We start from the raw sequence: 21,707 nt of genomic DNA on the forward strand, positions 1-21,707 counted from the left end.
ACATGGATCTCGGCACCCGTTAGAGGTGTTTTTTTATTTTATGCCTGCGAGTTACTCGCAAAACAGATTTTGCATGTGGCGCTTGGTAGGCGTCACCACTGCTCAAGGATTATTATGCCCATTATTACACTCCCAGATGGCAGTCAACGCCAATTCGATAGCGCTGTTTCAGTACTAGATGTAGCAAATGATATTGGCCCTGGTTTAGCCAAAGCGACCATTGCTGGTAAAGTAGACGGTGTTCGCGTTGATGCGTGTGACCTGATAGAACAGGATGCGAAGCTACAAATTATCACGGCTAAAGACGATGATGGTTTAGAAATTATTCGTCATTCATGTGCGCATTTAATCGGTCACGCCATTAAACAGTTATGGCCGGATGTAAAAATGGCAATTGGTCCTACGATTGATAACGGTTTTTATTATGATATCGATATGGAGCATTCACTAAACGACGACGACCTAGTTAAACTAGAAAAACGCATGCTTGAATTGGCAAAAACCAATTATGAAGTAGTGAAGAAAGTCGTTAATTGGCAAGAAGCACGCGATACCTTCGAAGCTCGTGGCGAAGGTTATAAGCTGCAAATTCTAGATGAAAATATCCCGAAAGATGCGACCCCAGCTTTGTATCATCATGATGAGTACATTGACATGTGTCGTGGTCCTCATGTGCCTAACATGCGTTTCTGTCAGCATTTCAAATTAATGAAAGTGGCAGGGGCTTATTGGCGTGGTAATAGCGACAACAAAATGTTGCAACGTATTTATGGCACAGCATGGGCTGACAAAAAACAACTTAAAGCGTATTTGAATCGCTTAGAAGAAGCAGAGAAGCGCGATCACCGTAAAATAGGTAAAGCGCTAGATTTATTTCATTGGCAAGAAGAAGCCCCTGGCATGGTCTTTTGGCATAACGATGGTTGGACAATTTATACCCAACTTGAAAAGTTTATGCGAGAGCGCTTAGGTGATTATGACTACGATGAGGTGAAAGGGCCATTAATGATGGATCGCTCATTGTGGGAAAAATCAGGTCACTGGGAAAAATACGCTGAGAATATGTTCACTACTGAATCAGAAAAGCGTGAATATGCTATTAAACCAATGAACTGCCCTGGACACGTGCAAATTTTCAATCAAGGATTGAAGTCTTACCGTGATTTACCTTTGCGTATGGCTGAATTTGGTTGTTGTCATCGTAATGAACCATCAGGTGCATTACACGGTTTAATGCGTGTACGTGGTTTTACCCAAGATGATGCGCATATTTTCTGTACAGAAGAGCAAATTCTTGCTGAAGTCAGTGGTTGTATTAAAATGGTGTACGAAACATATCGTACATTCGGTTTTGAAAAAATCGTAGTTAAGTTATCTACTCGCCCTGAAAAGCGAGTCGGATCAGACGAAATTTGGGATAAATCGGAAGCTGCGTTAGCTGAAGCACTCAAAGCCAATAACGTTGAGTTTGACTATCAACCAGGGGAAGGCGCGTTTTACGGACCTAAAATTGAATTTACTTTGCATGATTGCTTAGATCGAGCGTGGCAATGTGGTACTGTACAGCTCGATTTTTCGATGCCAGAGCGTTTAGGGTCAACTTTTGTTGCCGAAGATGGTGAACGTAAAGTCCCAGTGATGATTCATCGGGCTATTTTGGGTTCACTTGAGCGTTTTATTGGTATTTTAACCGAAGAGTATGCGGGCTCATTCCCACTTTGGTTAGCGCCGACACAAGCGGTTGTTATGAATATTACTGACAATCAGAGTGAATATGCGCAAAAAGTAGTCAAAAAACTAAAAGAAAATGGATTTAGAGCCAAGTCAGACTTGAGAAATGAGAAGATAGGCTTTAAAATCCGCGAGCACACGCTTAGGCGTGTCCCGTATTTGCTTGTTGTCGGTGATAAAGAAATAGAAGCTGGTGAAATAGCAGTACGTTCACGCAAAGGCGATGATCTTGGTAAGATGTCTGTCGATGCTTTCATTGAATTGGCTTGTGAACAGATCAAAAACAAACAAATTCAGTAAATTTCGTGGAGGAATAACATATTAAAGGCGCTAACATTAAGGCTAAAGATTCGGGTAAAGCTCGGATTAACGAAGAAATTACATTAAATGAAGTTCGTTTGGTTGGAAAGGATGGAGAGCAGATTGGCGTTGTATCAATCACTGAAGCTCTCGAATTGGCTGAGCAAAATAGTTTAGATTTGGTTGAAATTAGCCCTAATGCTGAGCCGCCTGTATGTAAGGTAATGGATTACGGAAAATTCATCTTCGAAAAGAGTAAAGCTCAGAAAGAGCAAAAAAAGAAACAAAAGCAAATTCAGGTCAAGGAGATTAAATTTCGCCCTGGCACTGATGAAGGCGATTACCAGGTAAAACTGCGCAACCTGCGTCGCTTTCTAGACGGTGGTGATAAGGCTAAAGTAACGATACGCTTCCGCGGTCGTGAAATGGCTCATCAAGAGATCGGTATTGCTCTTCTTAATCGTGTTAAAACCGATTTAGAAGACATTGCTAACTGTGAGTCTTTCCCTAATCGGGTTGAAGGCCGTCAGATGATCATGGTGCTCGCCCCAATTAAGAAGTAATTAAGGTCTACAAGTAGACAGGGCACTGCACCCTTGCTCACCTTATTACACACTATGTAACTACGACTTACTGTTCTGCAAAGCAGTTTAGTCATTAACAATGCGGAGTTTTAGCAATGCCTAAAATGAAAACAAACCGTGGAGCTGCCAAGCGTTTTAGAAAAACCGCTTCAGGTCGTTTCAAGAGCAAGCAGTCTCACTTGCGTCATATTTTGACTAAAAAGAGCTCTAAGCGTAAACGTCACCTTCGTGGCAAGAAATTGGTCCATGTAGCTGACACAGCGTTGATTCAACGCATGTTACCTTACGTTTAAGAGAGGAGTTAAAAAATGGCAAGAGTAAAACGTGGTGTTGTTGCACGTGCCCGTCATAAAAAGGTACTAAAGCAAGCCAAAGGTTATTACGGAGCTCGTAGTCGAGTTTATCGCGTTGCTGTTCAGGCAGTAACGAAAGCTGGTCAATATGCTTACCGTGACCGTCGTCAAAAGAAACGTCAATTCCGTCAATTGTGGATTGCTCGTATCAATGCAGCGGCTCGTCAAAATGGTATGTCTTACAGCCGTTTCATCAACGGTCTTAAGAAGGCGTCTGTTGAAATCGATCGTAAGATTTTAGCTGACATCGCAGTACATGACAAAAATGCATTTAGCGCATTAGTAAATGCCGCTAAAGGTGCATTAGCTTAATTATTTAACAATTAAGTTTAAGTTCTTTCGAAGAACGGCGAGCGGGAAGCTCGCCGTTTTTTTTTGTCTAATATTTGTCTAACGATTGATCCTCCCAATCTACAAGTTTACTGACCTTGTATAAGTAGTAACAGTTTACATGGGCGTCACGCCAATCTTCTGTGTCATGTTTGACTAAAACTTCAGGTTTTGTCATTAATATCTCGAATAAAAGCGTTTAATATCCGTACTTTCCAATAATTTCATCTAGCCTGACGTACTCGCTTTCGTGTAGAATTGCGGGTTCTTTTTAAACGTCCGGCCATGCTTTTCCGATCGGTGGTGAGTGACTCCAATATTTAACCCAATTCGAGGAAACTATGGATCTTGATGCCATAATCAAAGAGGCTGAAACGCAAATTAACGTCGCTCAAGATGCAAGCACGCTTGATGCGGTTCGCGTTGACTTCATGGGCAAGAAAGGCCGCATGACTGAATTACTCAAAGGCTTGGGGAAACTGTCTAATGAAGAGCGCCCAGCTGCGGGTCAAAAAATAAATTTAGCCAAGCAGCAAATTCAACAAATGATTCACGTGCGAGGCGAGTTGCTGCGCGAACAAGAGATGAACAGCAAACTAGCTGCAGAATCTATTGACGTTTCATTGCCTGGCCGCACAACTGAATTAGGTGGCTTGCATCCCGTTACGCGCACCATTAATCGTATTGAAAGCTTTTTTGCAGAATTAGGTTTTAACGTTAAAACGGGTCCTGAAATTGAAGATGGCTTTCACAACTTTGATGCATTGAATATTCCGGCTAATCATCCGGCACGTGCTGATCATGACACCTTTTATTTTAATCCTGACGTGATGCTAAGAACGCAAACTTCTGGTGTTCAAATACGTACTATGGAAGCAGAGCAACCTCCGTTGCGTATTATTTCTCCCGGCCGCGTTTACCGTAATGATTACGATCAAACTCACACGCCGATGTTCCATCAGGTTGAAGGTTTGATGGTAGATAAAAACGTCAGCTTTACGCAATTGAAAGGGATACTTCACGATTTCTTGAACAACTTCTTTGAAGCTGATTTACAAGTGCGTTTTCGCCCGTCTTATTTTCCATTTACGGAGCCCTCCGCTGAAGTTGATGTCATGGGTAAAAATGGCAAGTGGCTTGAGGTACTTGGCTGTGGAATGGTGCATCCGAATGTATTACGTGCGGTGAACATTGATCCTGAGGTTTACACCGGTTTTGCATTTGGTATGGGAGTAGAACGTCTCACCATGTTGCGTTATGGCGTAAATGATTTACGCGCATTTTTCGAAAACGATCTTCGTTTTCTTAAGCAGTTTAAGTAAGGGCAAGATAGTATGAAATTCAGTGAAAAATGGCTTCGAGAGTGGGTGAACCCTGACATCTCAACTGAGCAACTTGCAGAACAGATTACCATGGCCGGCCTTGAGGTCGATGGGGTTGAACCCGTTGCAGGCGATTTTAGTGGTGTGGTTATCGGCGAAGTCGTCGAATGCGGTCAACACCCTGATGCAGATAAACTGCAAGTAACCAAAATCAATGTAGGTGAAGATGAGCTACTCGATATCGTCTGTGGTGCACCGAATTGTCGCCAGGGGATCAAAGTTGCCGTGGCTAAAGTTGGAGCAGTCCTACCAGGCAACTTCAAAATTAAAAAAGCAAAGTTACGTGGTCAGCCTTCCTTTGGTATGTTGTGTAGCTTTTCTGAGTTAGGTATTTCTGACGATCATGATGGTATTTTAGAATTACCTACAGACGCACCAATTGGTGAAGATATTCGCGAATATTTAAACCTTAATGACGTAACGATCGAAGTAGATTTAACGCCAAATCGCGCTGATTGTTTAGGTATGCGTGGTTTAGCCCGCGAAGTTGGCGTGTTAAATAAAAGTAATGTTGATATGCCTGTTTATCCAGATGTGGTGGCGACCATTGATGATACCAGAGCGATAGCATTAGAGGCTCCTCAAGCCTGTCCACGTTACCTAGGCAGGGTGATAAAGAACATTGATGTAAGTGCACCGTCTCCGTTGTGGCTACAAGAGAAGCTTCGTCGAAGTGGTGTGCGCAGTATCGATGCTGTAGTGGATATCACTAATTTTGTTTTGCTTGAACTTGGTCACCCCATGCACGCGTTTGATAACGATACGTTAACTGGTGATATAGCTGTGCGTATGGCTAAGCAAGACGAAGAGCTTGTTTTGTTAGATGAAGCGAAAGTGAAATTAAATAGCAATACGTTAGTTATCGCGGATCAAAATAAAGCCTTAGCCATTGCAGGTATATTTGGTGGGTTAGATTCAGGCGTGACCTCGAAAAGTAAAAATATATTTCTAGAAAGCGCTTTTTTTGCACCAGATGCAATAATGGGTAAGGCGCGTCAATATGGCTTACATACAGACGCTTCTCATCGCTATGAGCGGGGCGTTGATCCTCAAATGCAGCGTCAAGCGATGGAAAGAGCAACCGCATTATTACTTGATATCGTTGGCGGCGAAGCAGGACCTGTTATAGAAGCGTTGAGTAATGAATTCATCCCACCGGTTAAAAATGTGGTGCTACGCGCTTCACGTCTTGCGCGCGTTTTAGGTATTGAGATTGAAGCGAGTGTTGTTGGTGATATTTTAGATCGCTTGGGGCTTTCGACCGTTGAATCAAATGGACAATGGCAAGTAAGTGTACCTGCTTATCGCTTTGATATTTCGATTGAAGAAGACTTGATCGAAGAAATTGCTCGCGTTTATGGTTATAACAATATCCCTAATTTGGCGCCTAATGCTGAATTACGTATGTCTGCTCGTAAAGAGCAAGCGCTTGATGTGAATGAATTAAAACTCACATTAACCAACCGAGATTACCAAGAAGCGATCACTTATTCATTTGTTGATCCTAAAGTGCAAAGTAAGTTGTATCCTGAGATTGATGCAATTGTGCTACCGCACCCTATTTCTGCTGATATGTCAGCAATGCGTGTTAGCCTATGGACTGGTTTATTACAAGCTGTTTCTTACAACCAGAAACGCCAGCAGAGTCGCGTTCGATTATTTGAATCAGGGTTGCGGTTTATACCGGATACCGGCGAAAAAATGGGCGTTCGCCAAGAGTTGGTTTTTTCTGGCGTGATTGCTGGTAACGTGCATGAAGCGCATTGGGACCGAGCTGACAAGCAAGTCGATTTTTTCGATGCTAAAGCGGATGTTGAAGCATTGCTGAGCCAAGTTGCACCTATCGAAGCATTTCGCTTTGAAACGACCGAGCACAGTGCATTGCATCCTGGGCAAAGTGCAGCGATTTTTCGTGGTGATACCCTCATTGGTTTACTCGGGGCCGTGCATCCTAAGTTCGAAAAATTACTTGGCCTAAATGGTCGCGTATTTGTTTTTGAACTAGAAATTGCTGGTTTTGGGGATAAAAAGCTACCTGAAGCGAAAGAAATTTCAAAATTTCCTGCAAATCGACGTGACATTGCAATCGTAGTAGACGATGATAAAGTTGTTGGTGAGATTTTAGATTGCATCCAAAAATTTGGCGCAAATCAATTAGTTGGCCTAAACTTGTTCGACATCTATCAGGGTAAAGGCATCGAGCCAGGATTTAAGAGTTTGGCAATTTCATTGACTTTACAAGATATGACTAGAACGCTTGAAGAAGCAGAAATTCAAGCCGCGGTCGATGGTATTCTGACTAAGTTGTCAGAGCAATTTGGGGCTACATTGAGGGATTGACGGATATGGCGTTAACCAAAGCCGAAATGGCGGAACATTTATTTGAAAAGTTAGGCATGAACAAGAGAGATGCCAAGGATCTTGTTGAAGCATTTTTCGAAGAGGTCCGTGAGGCGTTAGAATCAGGTGAGCAAGTTAAGCTATCTGGTTTTGGTAACTTTGATTTACGACTCAAGAGTGAAAGACCTGGGCGTAATCCTAAAACGGGCGAAGATATTCCCATTAAGGCAAGACGTGTAGTAACGTTTCGACCGGGGCAAAAACTTAAGAGCCGCGTTGAGAATACGGAACCTACCGAATAATCAGACTGGTTTTTGATAATTTATCCGCTGGCTATTTTCTAGTCAGCGGATTTTTTGTGCTCGTAATAAAGACACCGTAGGTTTGTTTTTTCGTGCTCAGTTCAAACGAACTTAAATGTTAAATATGCTAGGTTTGCCGCTAGCGTGCAAATAAGGAATATAAAAAAACCGCTTACGATGAAGCGGTTTTTGTGTTTTAGCAATAGGCTAATCAGTCATCATCTTTTAAGCCGCGTCAGATGCTTTAGGACGACGTTTGGCTTTTGTTGCCTGCGTATTAGCGATGAGTTCTTTGGGGTCAAAATCATCGACATTGATGGTGCGTAAGCGGCCAGCCTCAGTACGCTTAAGTAATTCAGCTTCTTGCTCATTAATAACACCTAGCTCTATGCCTTTGCTGGCAATAAAATCAAGTCCTGTGAAAGGATAGCGTTGCTTGGCAGCTTTACATACCTTGTCAAATAGAGGCTCACTAGCGAGTACATCTTTTAACGTTTGCTCCAAATCTCCCATTAAGCAATCTTTATCACCAAAGTGTTGGCCTTCACCAAGACGAGTGCGTGAACTGTTGGGGCTTTGTAATATAGCGGCAATTTCATGGTCTAACTTATCTGAAGGACGACGATACGCACGACCGAATGGCATTATCATAGCCTTAAGAACCACACCCAGAACCTTAGATGGGAAGTTTTCAAACAATTCAATTAACGCCGTTTCTAATTTGAATAATGTGTCTTGCATTGCCCAGTGGACCAAAGGTAAATCTTCCTTCAATCGTCCTTGGTCGTCATATCGTTTTAATACAGCGGACGCTAGATATATATGACTTAATACATCACCTAAACGCGCAGATATACGTTCACGGCGTTTAAGTTCTCCGCCTAATACGGCCATTGAAACATCAGACAATAACGCTAGATTGCTACTAAATTGCTGTAAAGAACGATAGTAACCTGCGGTCTCATCATCAAATGGCGAACCGGCTAAGCGAGCCCCTGTTAATGAGAACCATATACTTCTAAATGTATTGCTAATCGCAAAGCCAATATGGCCAAAGACGGCATCGTCAAACTCATTCAAACCTTGTTCTTTATCTTCGTTACTTGCTGCGTAAAGCTCTTTAAGTACAAATGGATGACTGCGCATTGCACCCTGACCGTAAATCATCATATTACGAGTCAGGATATTGGCGCCTTCCACGGTGATCGCGATAGGCGCACCTTGATAACCACGACCCAAATAATTATTTGGCCCAAGCATAACGCCTTTACCGCCATGTACATCCATAGCATCGTTGACCAACTGACGCATCTTCTCTGTTAGATGGTACTTACAAATCGCTGACACAACGGAAGGTTTCTCACCTAAATCAACTGCTTTGGTGGTTAGACTGGTAACCGCATCCATGAGATAAGCGTTCGCCCCTATGCTGGCAAGCATTTCTTCAACACCTTCCATTTTGCCGACAGGCATTTTAAATTGGCGACGAATACGCGCATATGCGCCTGTAGCCAAAGCGATACTTTTCGCTCCGCCGGCAGAAGCTGAGGGCAGGGTAATACAACGTCCTACTGACAAACATTCTACTAACATGCGCCAGCCCTGACCCGCCATTTCAACGCCACCAATAATGTAGTCCAAGGGCACAAAAATGTCGTTACCGCGGATGGGGCCATTTTGAAAAGGTACGTTTAATGGGAAGTGACGATTGCCGATTTCCATTCCTTTTGTGTCACGAGGTAATAATGCACAGGTGATCCCTAAGTCTTCTTTGTCACCAACTAAGCCATCTGGATCGTACATCTTAAACGCTAAGCCGACGACAGTCGCAACCGGCGCTAACGTGATATAACGTTTGTCAAAGGTTAGACGTAACCCGACCACTTCTTTACCTTCCCATTCGCCTTTGCACACAATTCCAGTGTCAGGCAGTGAACCTGCATCAGATCCTGCTTCAGGTCCTGTTAGGGCGAAACATGGGATCTCTTCACCCGTAGCAAGACGGGGTAGATAATGATCCTGTTGTTCTTTAGTACCATAGTGTTGCAATAATTCACCTGGCCCTAACGAGTTAGGAACACCTACTGTGGTAGACAGGACAGCGCTAACACCAGACAACTTCTGTAATACACGAGATTGAGCAAAAGCAGAAAATTCAAGCCCGCCGTATTGCTTTTTGATGATCATCGCAAAGAATTTATTGTCTTTAAGAAATTGCCAAACTTCGGGGGTAAGATCCGCGTCTTTGTGCGTCACATCCCAGTCATTCACCATTTGGCAAACCTCGGCAACAGGACCGTCTAGAAATGCCCGCTCTTCAGCTGTTAAACGACCTTGTGGAATACTGTGCAGTGCTTGCCAATTTGGATTGCCACTAAAAATTTCGCCATCCCACCATACGGTACCTGCATCGATAGCATCGCGCTCTGTGCTCGACATTTCCGGCATGATTTTCTTATATGTATCTAAGATAGGCGCCGTAAGATATTTTTTTCGAATGGATTCAACATTCAATGGTATCGCAATAATCAAAAATACCAACCATGCTAAGCCACCTACCGGACCTATTATGCTGCCCAATAACATAGCGATAGCCACAGCAATGGTGGCATTCATTAATTTCATTCTAAAGTAACTCGCCGCCCCAAGGGTAGCGATAATAATAAGTGTCCATAATAACGTTTGCATAAAGACTCCAAGATAGAGGTCAGACCAGATTTTCAGGGTAGTATTATGTTGAAATAATATCAAGCTTTAGCTTACTAGAATTAAGTGGATAACATTAGTTTTTTAATCAATGATTAATTATCTAGAGTGCTTATTTGTCAGATTTGGATTGGGCGTTAACGGTGAGATGTGCAGTGGCTTAAATAAGCCACTGCAATAAAGATAGTTTATTGCGTTAAAACAAACGTTTTAAGTTGAATATCACCTTGCTCTTTATCATCTTTAAATTGCTGTAGGCGTACGAGTTGATAATTAAGTTGAGGAGAAAACCAGGCAAACGTTTCTCGAGTTGAATTATGGCGAACAATCTCAACCTTTATGCCTTCAAGCATACCGTAGGGCAAAGTAAGCTGCTCAGTACCCATCACCTTTAGGTTATAATCACGTTCCTGACCACGGTAATTGACAACACTATAGCTGAACTCTTTCTGTCCTTGGGCAAGTTTTTGTTGCATATCTAATCGATATAGTTGGTTATCGAATTGGTCATGCCATGCAATTCCTTGCTTATCATCTACAACAATTTCAGCCTTGTCGGAATCAAAAACGATTTTGGTGCTTTTGTTGCTACCAGTACCAGTGCGACTATAACGATAGTTCTTAGGGACAATTTTATTATCAATAAAAGCAAAGTCGCTAATTTCAGTTCTTTTATCTGATAAGAAGAACAGAGAAACTTTCGAGTGATACTCCATGCGATAGGTATTGTTTTCGATGTTCTCAACGCTGAGCAATGCATAACCGAGCTTTTTGCCATAACGAAATGCCGTATATTCAGCATCGAATGAAGGTAATGCTGACGCTTGAGCTACCGAGCCAACTATAAATAAAAGGCCCGACAACCATCGTTTGCTAATCAGGCGCATAACCCGTGCTTGGTATTTCGTTTCCATCTAAATATGCCTTATTATTAAGCATTAGCAGTCTTTTTTGGCAGAACCATCGGACGACTAATGGATACATTTGGCGCTCTTGTTCTTGCACTCTTGATGCAAGTTGCGAGGCTGTTTCATCGGTAAAAACAGGCACCTTGGACTGCAATACAACTGGCCCGCCATCAAGCTCAGGAGTAACAAAGTGTACCGATGCGCCGTGTACTTCATCTTTGGCATCAATAGCTCGTTGATGCGTATCTAATCCTTTGTATTTTGGCAACAAAGAGGGATGAATATTTAACATCTTACCTGTAAATTGTTCAACAAACCAAGGAGTTAATATGCGCATGAATCCGGCTAAAACAACTAAATCGGGTGAATAACTCGCTATAACGCTGTTTAACTGGACATCATAATCTTCACGCGTTGCATAATCTTTATGACTGACAACGTGACTATCTATGCCCGATTGGGTAGCTCGTTCCAATCCATAGACATCTTTTTTATTGGAGATAACAGCGACAATTTCTGCCGCTATTTTATGCTCTGCTATATCATCAATTAGGGCTTGCAGATTCGAACCGTTGCCTGAAATCAGCACAACGATTCTAGTGTTTAGTGAATTATCCGACACTATTTAATCTCAACTTGGTTCGTGTCATCGCCACTTTCAATGTGACCTATTTTCCATACGTTTTCACCTTGAGCGCGCAATAGTTCAATGGCTTCATCGGCTTTGTCAGCCTCTAATGCGATGATCATGCCTACGCCACAGTTAAAGGTGCGGTACATTTCATAAGTGGTTACATTGCCGTGATCTTGCAACCAGTTAAAGATACTAGGCCATTGCCAACTTTTCTCGTCGATAATTGCTTTGGTACCAGCAGGCAGTACGCGAGGTATATTTTCCCAAAAACCACCGCCAGTAATATGGGTAATGGCATTCACTTGGACGGTTTCTAACAAGTTAAGGACAGATTTTACATAAATACGAGTGGGTTCTAGCAGGTGTTCAGATAATGGCTTTCCATCAAGAACGTCAGATGGTTGGCAACCAGACACTTCTAATATTTTACGTACTAAAGAATAACCGTTTGAGTGAGGACCCGACGAGCCCAATGCTATTAATGCATCACCTGCTTTAACTCGGCTTCCATCTATAACATCAGCGGCTTCGACTACGCCGACGCAGAATCCTGCAACATCATAGTCATTGCCGTGATACATGCCCGGCATTTCGGCGGTTTCGCCACCAATTAACGCGCAACCAGATAATTCACAACCTTTGCCGATACCTGTAACGACTTTCGCAGCTGTATCAATGTCGAGTTTGCCAGTTGCATAATAATCTAAAAAGAACAGGGGCTCTGCGCCTTGCACAATTAAATCGTTCACACACATGGCGACCAAATCGATGCCGATACCATCATGTTGCTCTAAATCCATAGCTAAACGTAATTTAGTGCCAACGCCGTCCGTTCCAGAAACGAGTAAAGGCTCGCGGTACTTGCTTGGAAGTGAGCACAGTGCGCCAAAACCCCCTAAACCCCCTCTGACTTCAGGACGATGTGTTTTCTTGCTAACTGATTTGATTCTTTCAACAAGTTCATTGCCCGCATCGATGTCGACACCTGCATCTTTATAGCTTAAGGAGGGTTTATTATCGGTCACGTAATTACCTATTTGAGGGTGAGGGTCCAAAAATGAGCGCGGATTTTACCAGTTCAGAATGGCAAAAGGTACTGAAAATCTACTCAATTTCAATATGTCTTGCATAAAGTAGGGTGAAACAAATGATGAAATTTGCACGTAAATCAATGACAATAGGGCCTTTATATTCTGGAGTTAAGTTGAAAAATGATCAAAACCGTCACTATTTTACCAAGATTTCATCTGATATTGCTGCTGTCGTTGTGGGTACTTGGTAGCGCGCATGCTGGAGAAGTCGACGGTTTGTACAGTGGAAAAGTTGCTGTTGCTGATCAATCAACTCGCACCCAAAGTGACGCAATTCGCCAAGGTCTTGAAGACGTATTCATAAAAGTCAGTGGAAATTCAACTTTGTTAAGTGATCCACAGATAAAACTTCAACTTAAACAAGCCAAAAGCTACCTGCGTAACTATCGTTTTGAGCAAACGCCTGAACAGCTTTATTTAGCAGTAAATTTTGATCAGGACAAGGTTGACAAGCAACTGCGCGATTCAGGTTACCGTATCTGGGATAGACGTCGCCCCGAAACCATTCTTTGGTTAGCCATTAAAGAGCCAAACGGGGAGCGTCAGTTAGTGTCAGAAAATAGCCATTTTGAGCTACTGGCCAGTGCTCAGAATGCGGCTCAGCGCCGTGGTATCGAAATTGTTCAGCCCCTATTAGATTTAGATGATATGCAAAATATCAATATTTATGACATATGGGGGGGCTTTGTCCATCAATTAGCCCAGGCAAGCAGTCGCTATGGGGTTGATAGTGTTTTATCTGCACGTATTTATCGTCTAGACAATACTGAGTCCGAACAAAATATTGATATTCAGTGGCAGGCCGACTGGACCTTATTGGAAAACGGCAGTACGATTTCAGGAACGGTAGCAGGGGTAGATCAAGCGCAAGTGGTTGTCGAACTTATTAATAGTCTAAGCGACACGCTTGCGTCTAAATATGCCATTGATTTTAGTCTTTTAGACCCTAATGCTCAGCGCACCGTTATCACGATAAATAATCTTGCAAGCCTTCGTCAGTATGGTGAAATCTTAACGTTTTTTAGAAGTCTAAGCGTAGTGAATTCTGCTAATCTTGTAAGCCAAACTGGGCAGGTCGCACAATTCGAATTAAGCTTGTTAGGAAATGTCGATAACTTAATGGACGCAATTGCTTTAGACAGCCGATTGTCACCGGTAAATCGCTTTGAGGCGGATAAGCAGAATCTGGAGTATTTCTGGAAACAATAATGAGCAAGCAACTGTCTTTAGCTGTACATTTACGCGATACCGAAACGTTTGATAGCTTCATCGTCGGGGAAAACTCGCACTTAGTGCATAGGCTTAAAAGTTTGCTCAAAAAAACCTTGGATATGCAAAATCAACCTTGGTTAACGTTTGTTAGCGGTGAGTACGGCGTAGGCAAGAGCCATTTGCTTTATTCTTTATGTCATAAAGCTCAGACAGCAAAAGTCAGTGCCGTTTATTTTAGTTTCAAAGACAAAGAGCAATATTCACCAGAAGTGCTTGATGGACTGGAGCACAGCCAGTTAATTTGCCTAGATGACGTTGATGCGCTCAAAGACTCACAGACTTGGCAAATAGCAGTATTTGATTTATTAAATCGAGTGAAAGAATTAGGTGCTAGCCATGTGGTGGTTTGCGCGAATGGTGGGCCGACCTCGCTAGACCTGCAACTTGCTGATTTGGCATCACGTTTTGCATGGGGAGTGAGCTATACATTGGCAAGTCTTAGCGATGAAGGACGCTGCGTAGCGCTATTAACCAGAGCCAAACAGCGAGGTTTAGTTATGCCTGAAAAGGTCGCGATTTATTTGGTCAATCATTGGCGCCGGGATATGCCATCCTTAATGAATACATTGGACAAACTGGATCAAATGTCCTTGCAGCAACAACGGAAACTCACCATTCCATTTGTAAAAGAAGCGCTTAACCTTTAGGCAACAGTTCCTCCAGAAAACCCATGAGGGCTGTGTCCTTAGTTGAGCAAATTACTTCTGCTGTTTCCGCGATTCAAATGCTTGTTTTTCTTCTAGTAATTCTTCTTTTAATTTGCGGATCCCAGTGCCGAGTTCTCTACCTCGTAAGCGCGCATAAAAGCTACATCCGCTAAATAATCCGACGCAGAGTAAAATTTCTATAGCAGCATAAATACGTTCACCTTCAACTGCATAAACTGCCGTCAGGCCATGTAACAAATAATACATTACGATGAAATTTGTCCAGGCGTAGGTATAAGGTTTTCCGGCAAGCAAGCCGCGGATAGGTAGTAATATTGGAATGATCCAAAAAAGAACGGTAAATGTAGTTGAGGTATTTTTATCTATAGTAAGTACAAAGTGCCAAATGACTAACCAAGCAACCAGTAGAAAATAACTGCTCAGAGCGAGGCGTTTGTAGAATTGGGTATTTAAAGTCATGTTATGTCCTGAGTTTAAAGGCTACTGAGAAGCAAGTTTTTGGGCGAGAGTGGCCAGGCGTTGGCCTTGAGAAAAGCATAACGTACGTTCATCTTCACTCAGTTTTTCAATGCTGCTGCCATGTGCATAATGCGTGGCACCGTATGGGCTGCCCCCAGTTGTCGTGTTATGTAATTCAGGGTGAGTGTAGGGTAGCCCTGCGATCACCATTCCATGGTGTAATAGGGGTAACATCATGCTCAATAATGTGCTTTCTTGCCCACCATGCATGCTACCTGTCGAGGTAAACACTGAAGCTGGTTTATCAACTAATGCACCTGATAGCCATTCATTACTGGTGCTATCAATAAAATATTTGAGCGCACTGGCCATATTACCAAAACGTGTTGGGCTACCTAACGCCAAACCTGCACAGGATTTTAAATCATTTTTCTGGACGAAAAGATCCCCCGAGTCTGGCACGCCGGGCTGATGGTGGTCAATGCCATCAGACACTTCAGGCACGGTGCGCAGTTTTGCCTGCATACCTGTCGATTCAACACCTTGAGCAATGCGATTTGCCATTGCTTTTGTCGCACCATTGCGGCTGTAATACAAAATGAGAATATGCTGGTTCATAGTAGCTTTAACACGTTTTCAGGGGGACGGCCGATTACCGCCAAGCTGTCTACGCTGGTAAGAGGGCCTTTGATCACGATCGGTCGTTCAATTAATTTGGGCGTGACATGCATCACTCTGAGCAGTTCATCAGGGGAAATGTTATCGCTGTCGAGATTAAGCGCTTTATATTCCGCTTCTTTTGTTCGCATTAATGAACGGGGATCCAACATACCCAACATTAGCAGTATGGACTGCAATTCATCTTCACTGGGCGGGTGTTTGAGATACTCAATGACGATTGGTTGTTGGCCGTTGTCTTGTAATATTTTCAGGGTTTCCCGGCTCTTAGAGCAACGCGGGTTATGTAGTATGGTCAACTGCGACATGTTAAGTTTCTACTGTGCTTAATTTTGAATAGCGATATTCTATCGTTTCGCTCTCATGGGTAAAAGGGAAGGCAGGACAATGTTACGTAAATTTTTATTTTCGGTGCTAATTATTGCGGGATTAATGGCTGGCATAGTAGGTTATTCGCTGGTTAGAGCTGATTTCACAACAGATGACGGAGTTTCCCATCAGTGGAAGAACTATGAAGGCCAATGGGTTGTTGTTAACTATTTTGCACAGTGGTGCGCACCATGCCTAAGAGAAATCCCTCAGTTAAATGACTTCTATCAGCAATATTCGTCAGATGTTCCTATGTTCGCCATTAGTTTTGACGCAGTCACACCTGAAGAATTAGCGCAATTAAAGCAAAAATTTGATATTCAGTTTCCGCTTATTGAAACCGTAGAGCGCGCTTTGCCTATGACCAAACCCAATAGCCTGCCCGCCACTTTTATTATTGGGCCTGACGGACAAGTGAAAAAACAATTATTAGGGGAGCAAACTGCGGCGTCGTTGCGCCGCGCTATCGATATTCTAAAGACTCTCTAAACGGGTTTGAAATTCGCGAAACTGCTCTATACGTGCGCGGATCCGCTGCTTTTCGATATTCTGATCACTGGCGTAATTATAGGCATTGTGTAGTTCATCTATCGCTCGAGGGTAGGACGCCGCTAATCCATATACTTCAGCGTTTGTTTGGTACATTTCAAGCTTCTTGTTACTTTTACCATAGGCATCAGACAATATTTGATGCGCTAACATATTGTCGCTCTCCACTAACAGGTAGTCTTTTAAAATACGAATAGCGAGATCATATTCTTTATTTTCCACTAACGCATTGGCCAAATTCAGGGTAATAACACGGTTACGCGGGGTTAATGTCGCTTGGGCTGTTAGTTTTTCTATGGCGTCCTTGACCCGTCCCGTAGCTAAAGCAATATCGGTATACGTATCTAAATAAAACAAATTGCGTGGATCATCGTTAAGTAACGTATCGATGAGTTTTTGTGCTTCTTCATATTGCTTATTGGCTAGATATGCTAAGGCTAAACCGTACTCAGATGCTGCTTTAAAGGCATAGCTACCGCGCTCAAGACTGGTTTTAAAGTAGCTAATATTATATTCGGGTGTAGCATAATAACGTGCCAATATTCGACTTTTCGCTAAATGGAAACTCAAGCTTTCTGGGATCCGTCCGGTGTTATAACTCGCTGCCCGTGTGCGCGCATCTGCGACCCGAGATTCTGGCAATGGGTGAGTCAATAAGAAGGCAGGGGGTTTGGACTTCAAGCGATACTTTTCTACTAACGTCCCAAAGAATTCACCAGCTGCGTCGGGATCGAATCCAGCCCTGGCAAGAATACGTATGCCGATACTATCCGCTTCTTTCTCATTTTGCCGAGTATAATTGATTGAAGCTTGTGCTGATGCTGCAGAACCTGCGCTTATGGCGGCAATACCGGCCTCAGGGTTGGCAATAGCAAGTAGAATACCCCCTAGAGCTGATGCCAACTGAAGAGGAGATGATTTCTGTTTTGCTTCTATACTTCGCGCTATGTGTCTTTGCGTGACGTGACTAACTTCGTGAGCAAGAACTGATGCGAGTTCACTCTCGTTTCTAGCGTTATAGATTAGACCGGTGTGCACACCAACATGGCCGCCAAAAAAGGCAAAAGCGTTTATTTCTGAATTATTAAGCAAGAAAAATTCGAATGGAAATTTTACATTATCAGCTTGGGCGACCAATCGATTTCCCAAATCTTGAATATATTCATCTAATAACGGATCATTAATAATCGGCGCCTGACCGCGCAATTGACGCATCAATACATCACCAATTTGCATTTCTTTATCTAAACTAATGGCGCTCGATGCTACAACACCAATTTCAGGTAAATCATTTTTCTGATTGGCAGCAACAACGGCGCCACTAGCAAATATAGCGAGTGATACGCTTAGAGTGACCAACGCTTTTTTGCAAACATGGGTTGTTTTAATCATTTCACCTATTTAATCAATTACGGCTTCGGTACTAAGAAAGGCTATAGCTTGATTTAGTTCCGAAAAACTGACGATATCTTACTATATTGCGTTTATAAGGCAGAACATCAAGTATTTTATCCGCTCTATTACCATATCTTTACATTCATGTTGTATCGTCAGATATATTCTTAGCGACAATGCCATGGTGCGATCAGTCATTGCCGGTAAAAAGAGCATGGAAGTTAGCTAAAATCTTATCTTTCTTTATTCACACAATATAATATGTTGCGCCTTGTAGATTTTAAGTCATTTTTCATTAATATCCGGCTAATTTGTTTAGCTAGTTCAAACGTTAAGTTTTTTTATCAATGTTTTTAACCGTATGTTTTAGAGGTACAGCAGTCATATGTTAAGTGTGTTTGAAAGGTGGTATAAGCGCAAGTTCTCGGATCCTGACTCAGTGATGTTGCTGATTATGCTCATTGCTGTGTCGTTATTGCTGGCGTTGCTTGGCACCATTTTAATGCCTGTGCTTGTTGCTGCAGTGCTTGCCTATTTATTAGATTGGCCAGTGAGTCAGCTTGTGCGGATTGGCATGCGGCGCGGTATTGCATGCAGTCTGGTTATTTTCAGTTTTTTAACCCTGTGTATTTTAACTTTTATTGGTATTGTGCCGGTCGTTTCCCAACAAAGTATTAACTTGATCCGTGAGATGCCACAAATTTGGGGACAAGCTCAAGTATGGTTGCTGCATTTACCTGAACAGTATCCTGATTTTGTTCATCTAGGTGACGTGCAAGATATGCTTGATGGCGTTAATGAACGGATTGTTAGTCTAGGGGAACAGCTCCTTTCAGCTTCCGTTAGTTCATTAGGCAGTTTAGCTTCGCTTTTAATTTATCTTGTACTTGTGCCGTTGATGGTATTTTTCATGCTAAAAGACAAAAATCAACTATTAGATAATCTGGCTCCACTTTTACCATCACAGCGCCGTTTGATTAAACAAGTCGGCAGTGAAATGAATACCCAAATTGCCAACTATATTCGTGGCAAGGTCATTGAAATAGTGATTGTGGGAACAATCTCGGCGGTAACATTTGCCCTGATGGATTTACGGTACGCCTTGTTATTGGGTGTTTTGGTAGGCTTTTCCGTCCTTATTCCGTATATAGGCGCAGCCGTTGTAACTATACCGGTAGCCGTTGTGGCATTGTTCCAATGGGGACTTACTCCTGATTTCTGGTATTTGATGTTTGCTTATAGTGTTATACAAGCACTCGATGGCAACGTCTTAGTGCCTGTTTTGTTTTCAGAAGCGGTTAGTTTACATCCCGTATATATTATTATTGCGGTATTGTTTTTCGGCGGTTTATGGGGGTTTTGGGGAGTGTTTTTCGCAATACCATTAGCTACTTTGGTCAAAGCGGTGATCAATGCTTGGAAGGCGCCGAACCATTACCCGGCGCTGGAAGACCAATCTAGTTAGATGAAGTAAAGCGTTTGTATGCAGCGAGAATTAATGTGCTGTCTACAAACGCGCTGGGCGTATGGCGATTAACTATTGATTAAGATAATCGAGTACAACCTGATGATGATCTTTGGTCTTAAATTTATCAAAAACGTGTTCAATGACACCTTTCTCATTAATCAAAAAGCTAATACGATGAATGCCATCGTATTCCTTACCCATAAATTTCTTTAAACCCCATACTCCGAATTGTTCGGCTACCGCGTGATCTTCATCTGATAGCAGGCTAAAATTGAGTTGTTCTTTTTCAATAAATTTTGGTAGGCGTTTCACAGCATCTGGGCTAATACCTAATACAACCACATTAAGTTTATCCAGTTCATTTTTGCTGTCGCGTAAATTTTGGGCCTGAACTGTGCAGCCGGGCGTCATCGCCTTAGGATAAAAATATACCAGTACTTTCTTACCGGAAAAATCAGTTAGATTAACGGTTTCACCGTTTTCGTTCAGTAGTGAAAATGCCGGCGCAGTTGCGCCTGCGGTCAGTCTATTCATGTCATTTTGTCCTTTGTTTTAAATGCATCGATTAGTTGATTAATTGATTAATTGATTAATTGATTAGTGAAATCATCAATGATTTTGCTTAATCGCACCGTGTAAATGTAGACCTTCGAGCAAGCTGTGAAATTGGCTTTCAAAGTCTATTAAGTTTATGTCGTGAGGCATACTTACTACCATTTTACATTTGACCTGCGCGTTTTCTTCAGCCGGTGTTTGGATTGTTTTTAAGCGCAGAGCACTGACGGTCACACAGAATGTTGAAAAAAATTGGGTAACCTCTTTTATAACGCCTAAAGCATCCACTCCGGAAAATTCCACATCCGCTAAATGCTCTAGGTTTTGTTTTGAGTGTCGCTTAGTACGCTTCATCATAGATAGAAGATCAAGCTGCTGGCAGGCCACGGGGATTGCTAATTCAACCCGCACAATTGCGCTCTGTAAGCCTTCTACAATCATAGTAAGTGAAAAATCTTGACCATAAACAGCTTGCCTACTGTCTAATATATTACAACCCGCGGCACTAACAACATCGGTTAGTGTACTAAGCATGGTGACCTTATTGGCACCCAAAATGGTGATGATTAATTGTTGTTTCATTAAAATATTGAGCTTAATTATAAATTTCTGACCCTACTAACATACCTGATTTCACCCTAGTATTTCCAGTTTCGGTGTTGGTTTCGCATTCTGCGCATTCAATGCTTGTTTTTACCCCACAGGCTCATTACCATAAGGCGCGAATTTTTTATGGAGTAGGTATGTTTACTGGTAGTTACGTTGCTTTAATCACCCCCATGTACCAATCTGGCGAGATAGATTATCCGTCCTTAAAAAAATTGGTCGAATTTCATATTGCTAATGGCAGCCACGGTTTAATCGCAGTGGGCACCACGGGTGAGTCTGCTACTTTGCCCTTCGATGAACATATTGAAGTCGTTAGGCGTATGGTTGAGTTTGCGGATAAGAAAATCCCAATTATCGCCGGAAGTGGCGCTAACTCAACGGCTGAAGCTATTTTTCTAAGTGAACAGATGTCTGACACAGGCATAGATGGCTTCCTTAGCGTGGTACCTTATTACAACAAACCTCAACAAAAAGGCATGGTAGCGCACTTTAGAGCAATAGCTGACGCGACCGACCTTCCGGTACTGCTGTATAACGTACCCGGACGCACAGTGGCTGATATGTTACCTGAGACAGTAGCTGAGTTAGCTACCCACCCAAAAATTGTTGGGCTTAAAGACGCCACAGGTGATATGGCTAGGTTGAAGCAAACCCTGCCTTTGGTTGACAAAGACTTCGTCTTTTTAAGCGGTGATGATTCCACTGGCTGCGAATTTTTAACCTGCGGCGGTCATGGTGTAATTTCGGTTACAGCTAACATCGTGCCTAAACAAATGGCACAAATGTGTGAAGCGGCATTAGCCGGTGACTTTGTGAAAGCAAAGGAAATCGATCAAAAAATTGCAGGTTTGCATAGCTCGCTATTTATTGAACCAAATCCAGTCTTGCCTAAGTGGGCATTATATAAAATGGGGCTCATTCAATCTGCATTTTTGCGTTTACCGCTAATTGAATCGGAACTTGATAGCCAAATTCATATCGAACAAGTCATGCGCAATTCGGGCGTATTATCTTAAGGAGATTG

General features: G+C 42.5%; 23 protein-coding genes. 12 read left to right on the forward strand and 11 right to left on the reverse strand.

Going from position 1 to position 21,707, the window contains the following annotated elements:
- The first annotated feature begins 114 nt into the window (after positions 1-114).
- The 4 genes from thrS to rplT all read left to right on the forward strand — a co-directional run bounded on the left by thrS (position 115) and on the right by rplT (position 3,280).
- Positions 115-2,031: a threonine--tRNA ligase gene (gene thrS, locus GQS54_RS09825; RefSeq protein WP_166423827.1), complete on the forward strand. Its 1,917-nt coding sequence runs from the start codon at positions 115-117 to the stop codon at positions 2,029-2,031.
- 35 nt (positions 2,032-2,066) lie between these two features.
- Complete coding sequence (infC, locus tag GQS54_RS09830) at positions 2,067-2,594, forward strand: translation initiation factor IF-3 (RefSeq protein ID WP_158772201.1); 528 nt, start codon at positions 2,067-2,069, stop codon at positions 2,592-2,594.
- A gap of 116 nt (positions 2,595-2,710) precedes the next feature.
- The gene (gene rpmI, locus GQS54_RS09835; RefSeq protein WP_007105571.1) at positions 2,711-2,908 is read left to right on the forward strand and encodes a 50S ribosomal protein L35; all 198 of its coding nucleotides are present in this window, start codon (positions 2,711-2,713) and stop codon (positions 2,906-2,908) included.
- Between the two features lie 15 nt (positions 2,909-2,923).
- The gene (rplT, locus tag GQS54_RS09840; RefSeq protein WP_007105570.1) at positions 2,924-3,280 is read left to right on the forward strand and encodes a 50S ribosomal protein L20; all 357 of its coding nucleotides are present in this window, start codon (positions 2,924-2,926) and stop codon (positions 3,278-3,280) included.
- Between the two features lie 67 nt (positions 3,281-3,347).
- Here rplT and GQS54_RS23420 read toward each other — a convergent pair whose 3' ends face one another.
- On the reverse strand, positions 3,348-3,476 hold the full coding sequence (locus tag GQS54_RS23420) for a hypothetical protein (protein WP_277344131.1): 129 nt from the start codon (positions 3,474-3,476) through the stop codon (positions 3,348-3,350).
- Between the two features lie 163 nt (positions 3,477-3,639).
- Here GQS54_RS23420 and pheS point away from each other — a divergent pair, with 163 nt between their 5' ends.
- From pheS to GQS54_RS09855, 3 genes are read left to right on the forward strand one after another with little or no spacing between them, the layout of a single operon-like run.
- Entirely contained in the window at positions 3,640-4,620 is a 981-nt protein-coding gene (gene pheS, locus GQS54_RS09845) for a phenylalanine--tRNA ligase subunit alpha (protein WP_166423828.1), read from the forward strand.
- Positions 4,621-4,632: 12 nt separating this feature from the next.
- On the forward strand, positions 4,633-7,020 hold the full coding sequence (gene pheT / locus GQS54_RS09850; RefSeq protein ID WP_166423829.1) for a phenylalanine--tRNA ligase subunit beta: 2,388 nt from the start codon (positions 4,633-4,635) through the stop codon (positions 7,018-7,020).
- A 5-nt stretch (positions 7,021-7,025) separates the two neighbouring features.
- Positions 7,026-7,322, forward strand: a complete 297-nt coding sequence (locus tag GQS54_RS09855) for an integration host factor subunit alpha (protein WP_158769694.1) — start codon at positions 7,026-7,028, stop codon at positions 7,320-7,322.
- Positions 7,323-7,547: 225 nt separating this feature from the next.
- Here the strand turns inward: GQS54_RS09855 and fadE are convergent, their stop codons facing one another.
- The 4 genes from fadE to purM all read right to left on the reverse strand — a co-directional run bounded on the left by fadE (position 7,548) and on the right by purM (position 12,595).
- On the reverse strand, positions 7,548-10,010 hold the full coding sequence (gene fadE, locus GQS54_RS09860; RefSeq protein ID WP_166423830.1) for an acyl-CoA dehydrogenase FadE: 2,463 nt from the start codon (positions 10,008-10,010) through the stop codon (positions 7,548-7,550).
- Between the two features lie 206 nt (positions 10,011-10,216).
- Positions 10,217-10,942, reverse strand: a complete 726-nt coding sequence (locus GQS54_RS09865) for a DUF3108 domain-containing protein (protein ID WP_166423831.1) — start codon at positions 10,940-10,942, stop codon at positions 10,217-10,219.
- Positions 10,902-11,558 (reverse strand): phosphoribosylglycinamide formyltransferase, encoded by a 657-nt coding sequence (gene purN, locus GQS54_RS09870; RefSeq protein ID WP_166423832.1) that lies wholly within the window; start codon positions 11,556-11,558, stop codon positions 10,902-10,904. The genes GQS54_RS09865 and purN overlap by 41 nt, the downstream gene beginning before the upstream one ends.
- Positions 11,558-12,595, reverse strand: a complete 1,038-nt coding sequence (gene purM / locus GQS54_RS09875; RefSeq protein ID WP_166423833.1) for a phosphoribosylformylglycinamidine cyclo-ligase — start codon at positions 12,593-12,595, stop codon at positions 11,558-11,560. The genes purN and purM overlap by 1 nt, the downstream gene beginning before the upstream one ends.
- 186 nt (positions 12,596-12,781) lie before the next feature.
- Here purM and GQS54_RS09880 point away from each other — a divergent pair, with 186 nt between their 5' ends.
- Both GQS54_RS09880 and hda read left to right on the forward strand, forming a co-directional pair.
- Positions 12,782-13,870: a DUF2066 domain-containing protein gene (locus GQS54_RS09880; RefSeq protein WP_166423834.1), complete on the forward strand. Its 1,089-nt coding sequence runs from the start codon at positions 12,782-12,784 to the stop codon at positions 13,868-13,870.
- Positions 13,870-14,580 (forward strand): DnaA regulatory inactivator Hda, encoded by a 711-nt coding sequence (hda, locus tag GQS54_RS09885; RefSeq protein ID WP_166423835.1) that lies wholly within the window; start codon positions 13,870-13,872, stop codon positions 14,578-14,580. Before GQS54_RS09880 ends, hda begins: the two co-directional genes overlap by 1 nt.
- 51 nt (positions 14,581-14,631) lie before the next feature.
- Here the strand turns inward: hda and GQS54_RS09890 are convergent, their stop codons facing one another.
- From GQS54_RS09890 to arsC, 3 genes are read right to left on the reverse strand one after another with little or no spacing between them, the layout of a single operon-like run.
- Positions 14,632-15,060, reverse strand: a complete 429-nt coding sequence (locus GQS54_RS09890; RefSeq protein ID WP_166423836.1) for a DUF2069 domain-containing protein — start codon at positions 15,058-15,060, stop codon at positions 14,632-14,634.
- Between the two features lie 21 nt (positions 15,061-15,081).
- Positions 15,082-15,678, reverse strand: a complete 597-nt coding sequence (gene wrbA / locus GQS54_RS09895) for an NAD(P)H:quinone oxidoreductase (RefSeq protein WP_166423837.1) — start codon at positions 15,676-15,678, stop codon at positions 15,082-15,084.
- Positions 15,675-16,046: an arsenate reductase (glutaredoxin) gene (gene arsC / locus GQS54_RS09900; protein ID WP_166423838.1), complete on the reverse strand. Its 372-nt coding sequence runs from the start codon at positions 16,044-16,046 to the stop codon at positions 15,675-15,677. Before arsC ends, wrbA begins: the two co-directional genes overlap by 4 nt.
- A gap of 79 nt (positions 16,047-16,125) precedes the next feature.
- Between arsC and GQS54_RS09905 the strand changes: the two genes are divergently transcribed.
- Positions 16,126-16,596, forward strand: coding sequence for a TlpA disulfide reductase family protein (locus tag GQS54_RS09905; RefSeq protein ID WP_166423839.1), 471 nt, complete (start codon positions 16,126-16,128; stop codon positions 16,594-16,596).
- Here GQS54_RS09905 and GQS54_RS09910 read toward each other — a convergent pair.
- Complete coding sequence (locus GQS54_RS09910) at positions 16,582-18,048, reverse strand: M48 family metalloprotease (protein ID WP_166423840.1); 1,467 nt, start codon at positions 18,046-18,048, stop codon at positions 16,582-16,584. The two genes, GQS54_RS09905 and GQS54_RS09910, sit on opposite strands and share 15 nt — an antisense overlap.
- Before the next feature lie 388 nt (positions 18,049-18,436).
- Between GQS54_RS09910 and GQS54_RS09915 the strand changes: the two genes are divergently transcribed.
- Complete coding sequence (locus tag GQS54_RS09915; RefSeq protein ID WP_166423841.1) at positions 18,437-19,516, forward strand: AI-2E family transporter; 1,080 nt, start codon at positions 18,437-18,439, stop codon at positions 19,514-19,516.
- A gap of 72 nt (positions 19,517-19,588) precedes the next feature.
- On the opposite strand, the gene bcp is transcribed toward GQS54_RS09915, so the two are convergent.
- Both bcp and GQS54_RS09925 read right to left on the reverse strand, forming a co-directional pair.
- A complete protein-coding gene (gene bcp, locus GQS54_RS09920; RefSeq protein WP_166423842.1) occupies positions 19,589-20,053 on the reverse strand; it encodes a thioredoxin-dependent thiol peroxidase in 465 nt (154 codons plus the stop codon).
- A 75-nt stretch (positions 20,054-20,128) separates the two neighbouring features.
- Positions 20,129-20,656, reverse strand: coding sequence for an ACT domain-containing protein (locus GQS54_RS09925; protein ID WP_166423843.1), 528 nt, complete (start codon positions 20,654-20,656; stop codon positions 20,129-20,131).
- Positions 20,657-20,817: 161 nt separating this feature from the next.
- On the opposite strand from GQS54_RS09925, the gene dapA reads away from it, so the two are divergent.
- Positions 20,818-21,699, forward strand: coding sequence for a 4-hydroxy-tetrahydrodipicolinate synthase (gene dapA, locus GQS54_RS09930; RefSeq protein ID WP_166423844.1), 882 nt, complete (start codon positions 20,818-20,820; stop codon positions 21,697-21,699).
- Positions 21,700-21,707: the final 8 nt, after the last annotated feature.

Source organism: Paraglaciecola sp. 20A4, assembly GCF_011378905.1.
Taxonomy (GTDB): domain Bacteria; phylum Pseudomonadota; class Gammaproteobacteria; order Enterobacterales; family Alteromonadaceae; genus Paraglaciecola.

Coding starts and splice junctions, on each gene's coding strand:
- rpmI (WP_007105571.1), top strand. CDS start 2,711: ATGCCTAAAATGAAAACAAACCGTGGAGCTGCCAAGCGTTTTAGAAAA.
- GQS54_RS09925 (WP_166423843.1), bottom strand. CDS start 20,656: ATGAAACAACAATTAATCATCACCATTTTGGGTGCCAATAAGGTCACC.
- dapA (WP_166423844.1), top strand. CDS start 20,818: ATGTTTACTGGTAGTTACGTTGCTTTAATCACCCCCATGTACCAATCT.
- pheT (WP_166423829.1), top strand. CDS start 4,633: ATGAAATTCAGTGAAAAATGGCTTCGAGAGTGGGTGAACCCTGACATC.
- bcp (WP_166423842.1), bottom strand. CDS start 20,053: ATGAATAGACTGACCGCAGGCGCAACTGCGCCGGCATTTTCACTACTG.
- GQS54_RS09890 (WP_166423836.1), bottom strand. CDS start 15,060: ATGACTTTAAATACCCAATTCTACAAACGCCTCGCTCTGAGCAGTTAT.
- GQS54_RS09865 (WP_166423831.1), bottom strand. CDS start 10,942: ATGGAAACGAAATACCAAGCACGGGTTATGCGCCTGATTAGCAAACGA.
- wrbA (WP_166423837.1), bottom strand. CDS start 15,678: ATGAACCAGCATATTCTCATTTTGTATTACAGCCGCAATGGTGCGACA.
- fadE (WP_166423830.1), bottom strand. CDS start 10,010: ATGCAAACGTTATTATGGACACTTATTATTATCGCTACCCTTGGGGCG.
- rplT (WP_007105570.1), top strand. CDS start 2,924: ATGGCAAGAGTAAAACGTGGTGTTGTTGCACGTGCCCGTCATAAAAAG.
- GQS54_RS09905 (WP_166423839.1), top strand. CDS start 16,126: ATGTTACGTAAATTTTTATTTTCGGTGCTAATTATTGCGGGATTAATG.
- pheS (WP_166423828.1), top strand. CDS start 3,640: ATGGATCTTGATGCCATAATCAAAGAGGCTGAAACGCAAATTAACGTC.
- hda (WP_166423835.1), top strand. CDS start 13,870: ATGAGCAAGCAACTGTCTTTAGCTGTACATTTACGCGATACCGAAACG.
- GQS54_RS09880 (WP_166423834.1), top strand. CDS start 12,782: ATGATCAAAACCGTCACTATTTTACCAAGATTTCATCTGATATTGCTG.
- GQS54_RS09915 (WP_166423841.1), top strand. CDS start 18,437: ATGTTAAGTGTGTTTGAAAGGTGGTATAAGCGCAAGTTCTCGGATCCT.
- GQS54_RS09910 (WP_166423840.1), bottom strand. CDS start 18,048: ATGATTAAAACAACCCATGTTTGCAAAAAAGCGTTGGTCACTCTAAGC.
- arsC (WP_166423838.1), bottom strand. CDS start 16,046: ATGTCGCAGTTGACCATACTACATAACCCGCGTTGCTCTAAGAGCCGG.
- GQS54_RS09855 (WP_158769694.1), top strand. CDS start 7,026: ATGGCGTTAACCAAAGCCGAAATGGCGGAACATTTATTTGAAAAGTTA.
- thrS (WP_166423827.1), top strand. CDS start 115: ATGCCCATTATTACACTCCCAGATGGCAGTCAACGCCAATTCGATAGC.
- GQS54_RS23420 (WP_277344131.1), bottom strand. CDS start 3,476: ATGACAAAACCTGAAGTTTTAGTCAAACATGACACAGAAGATTGGCGT.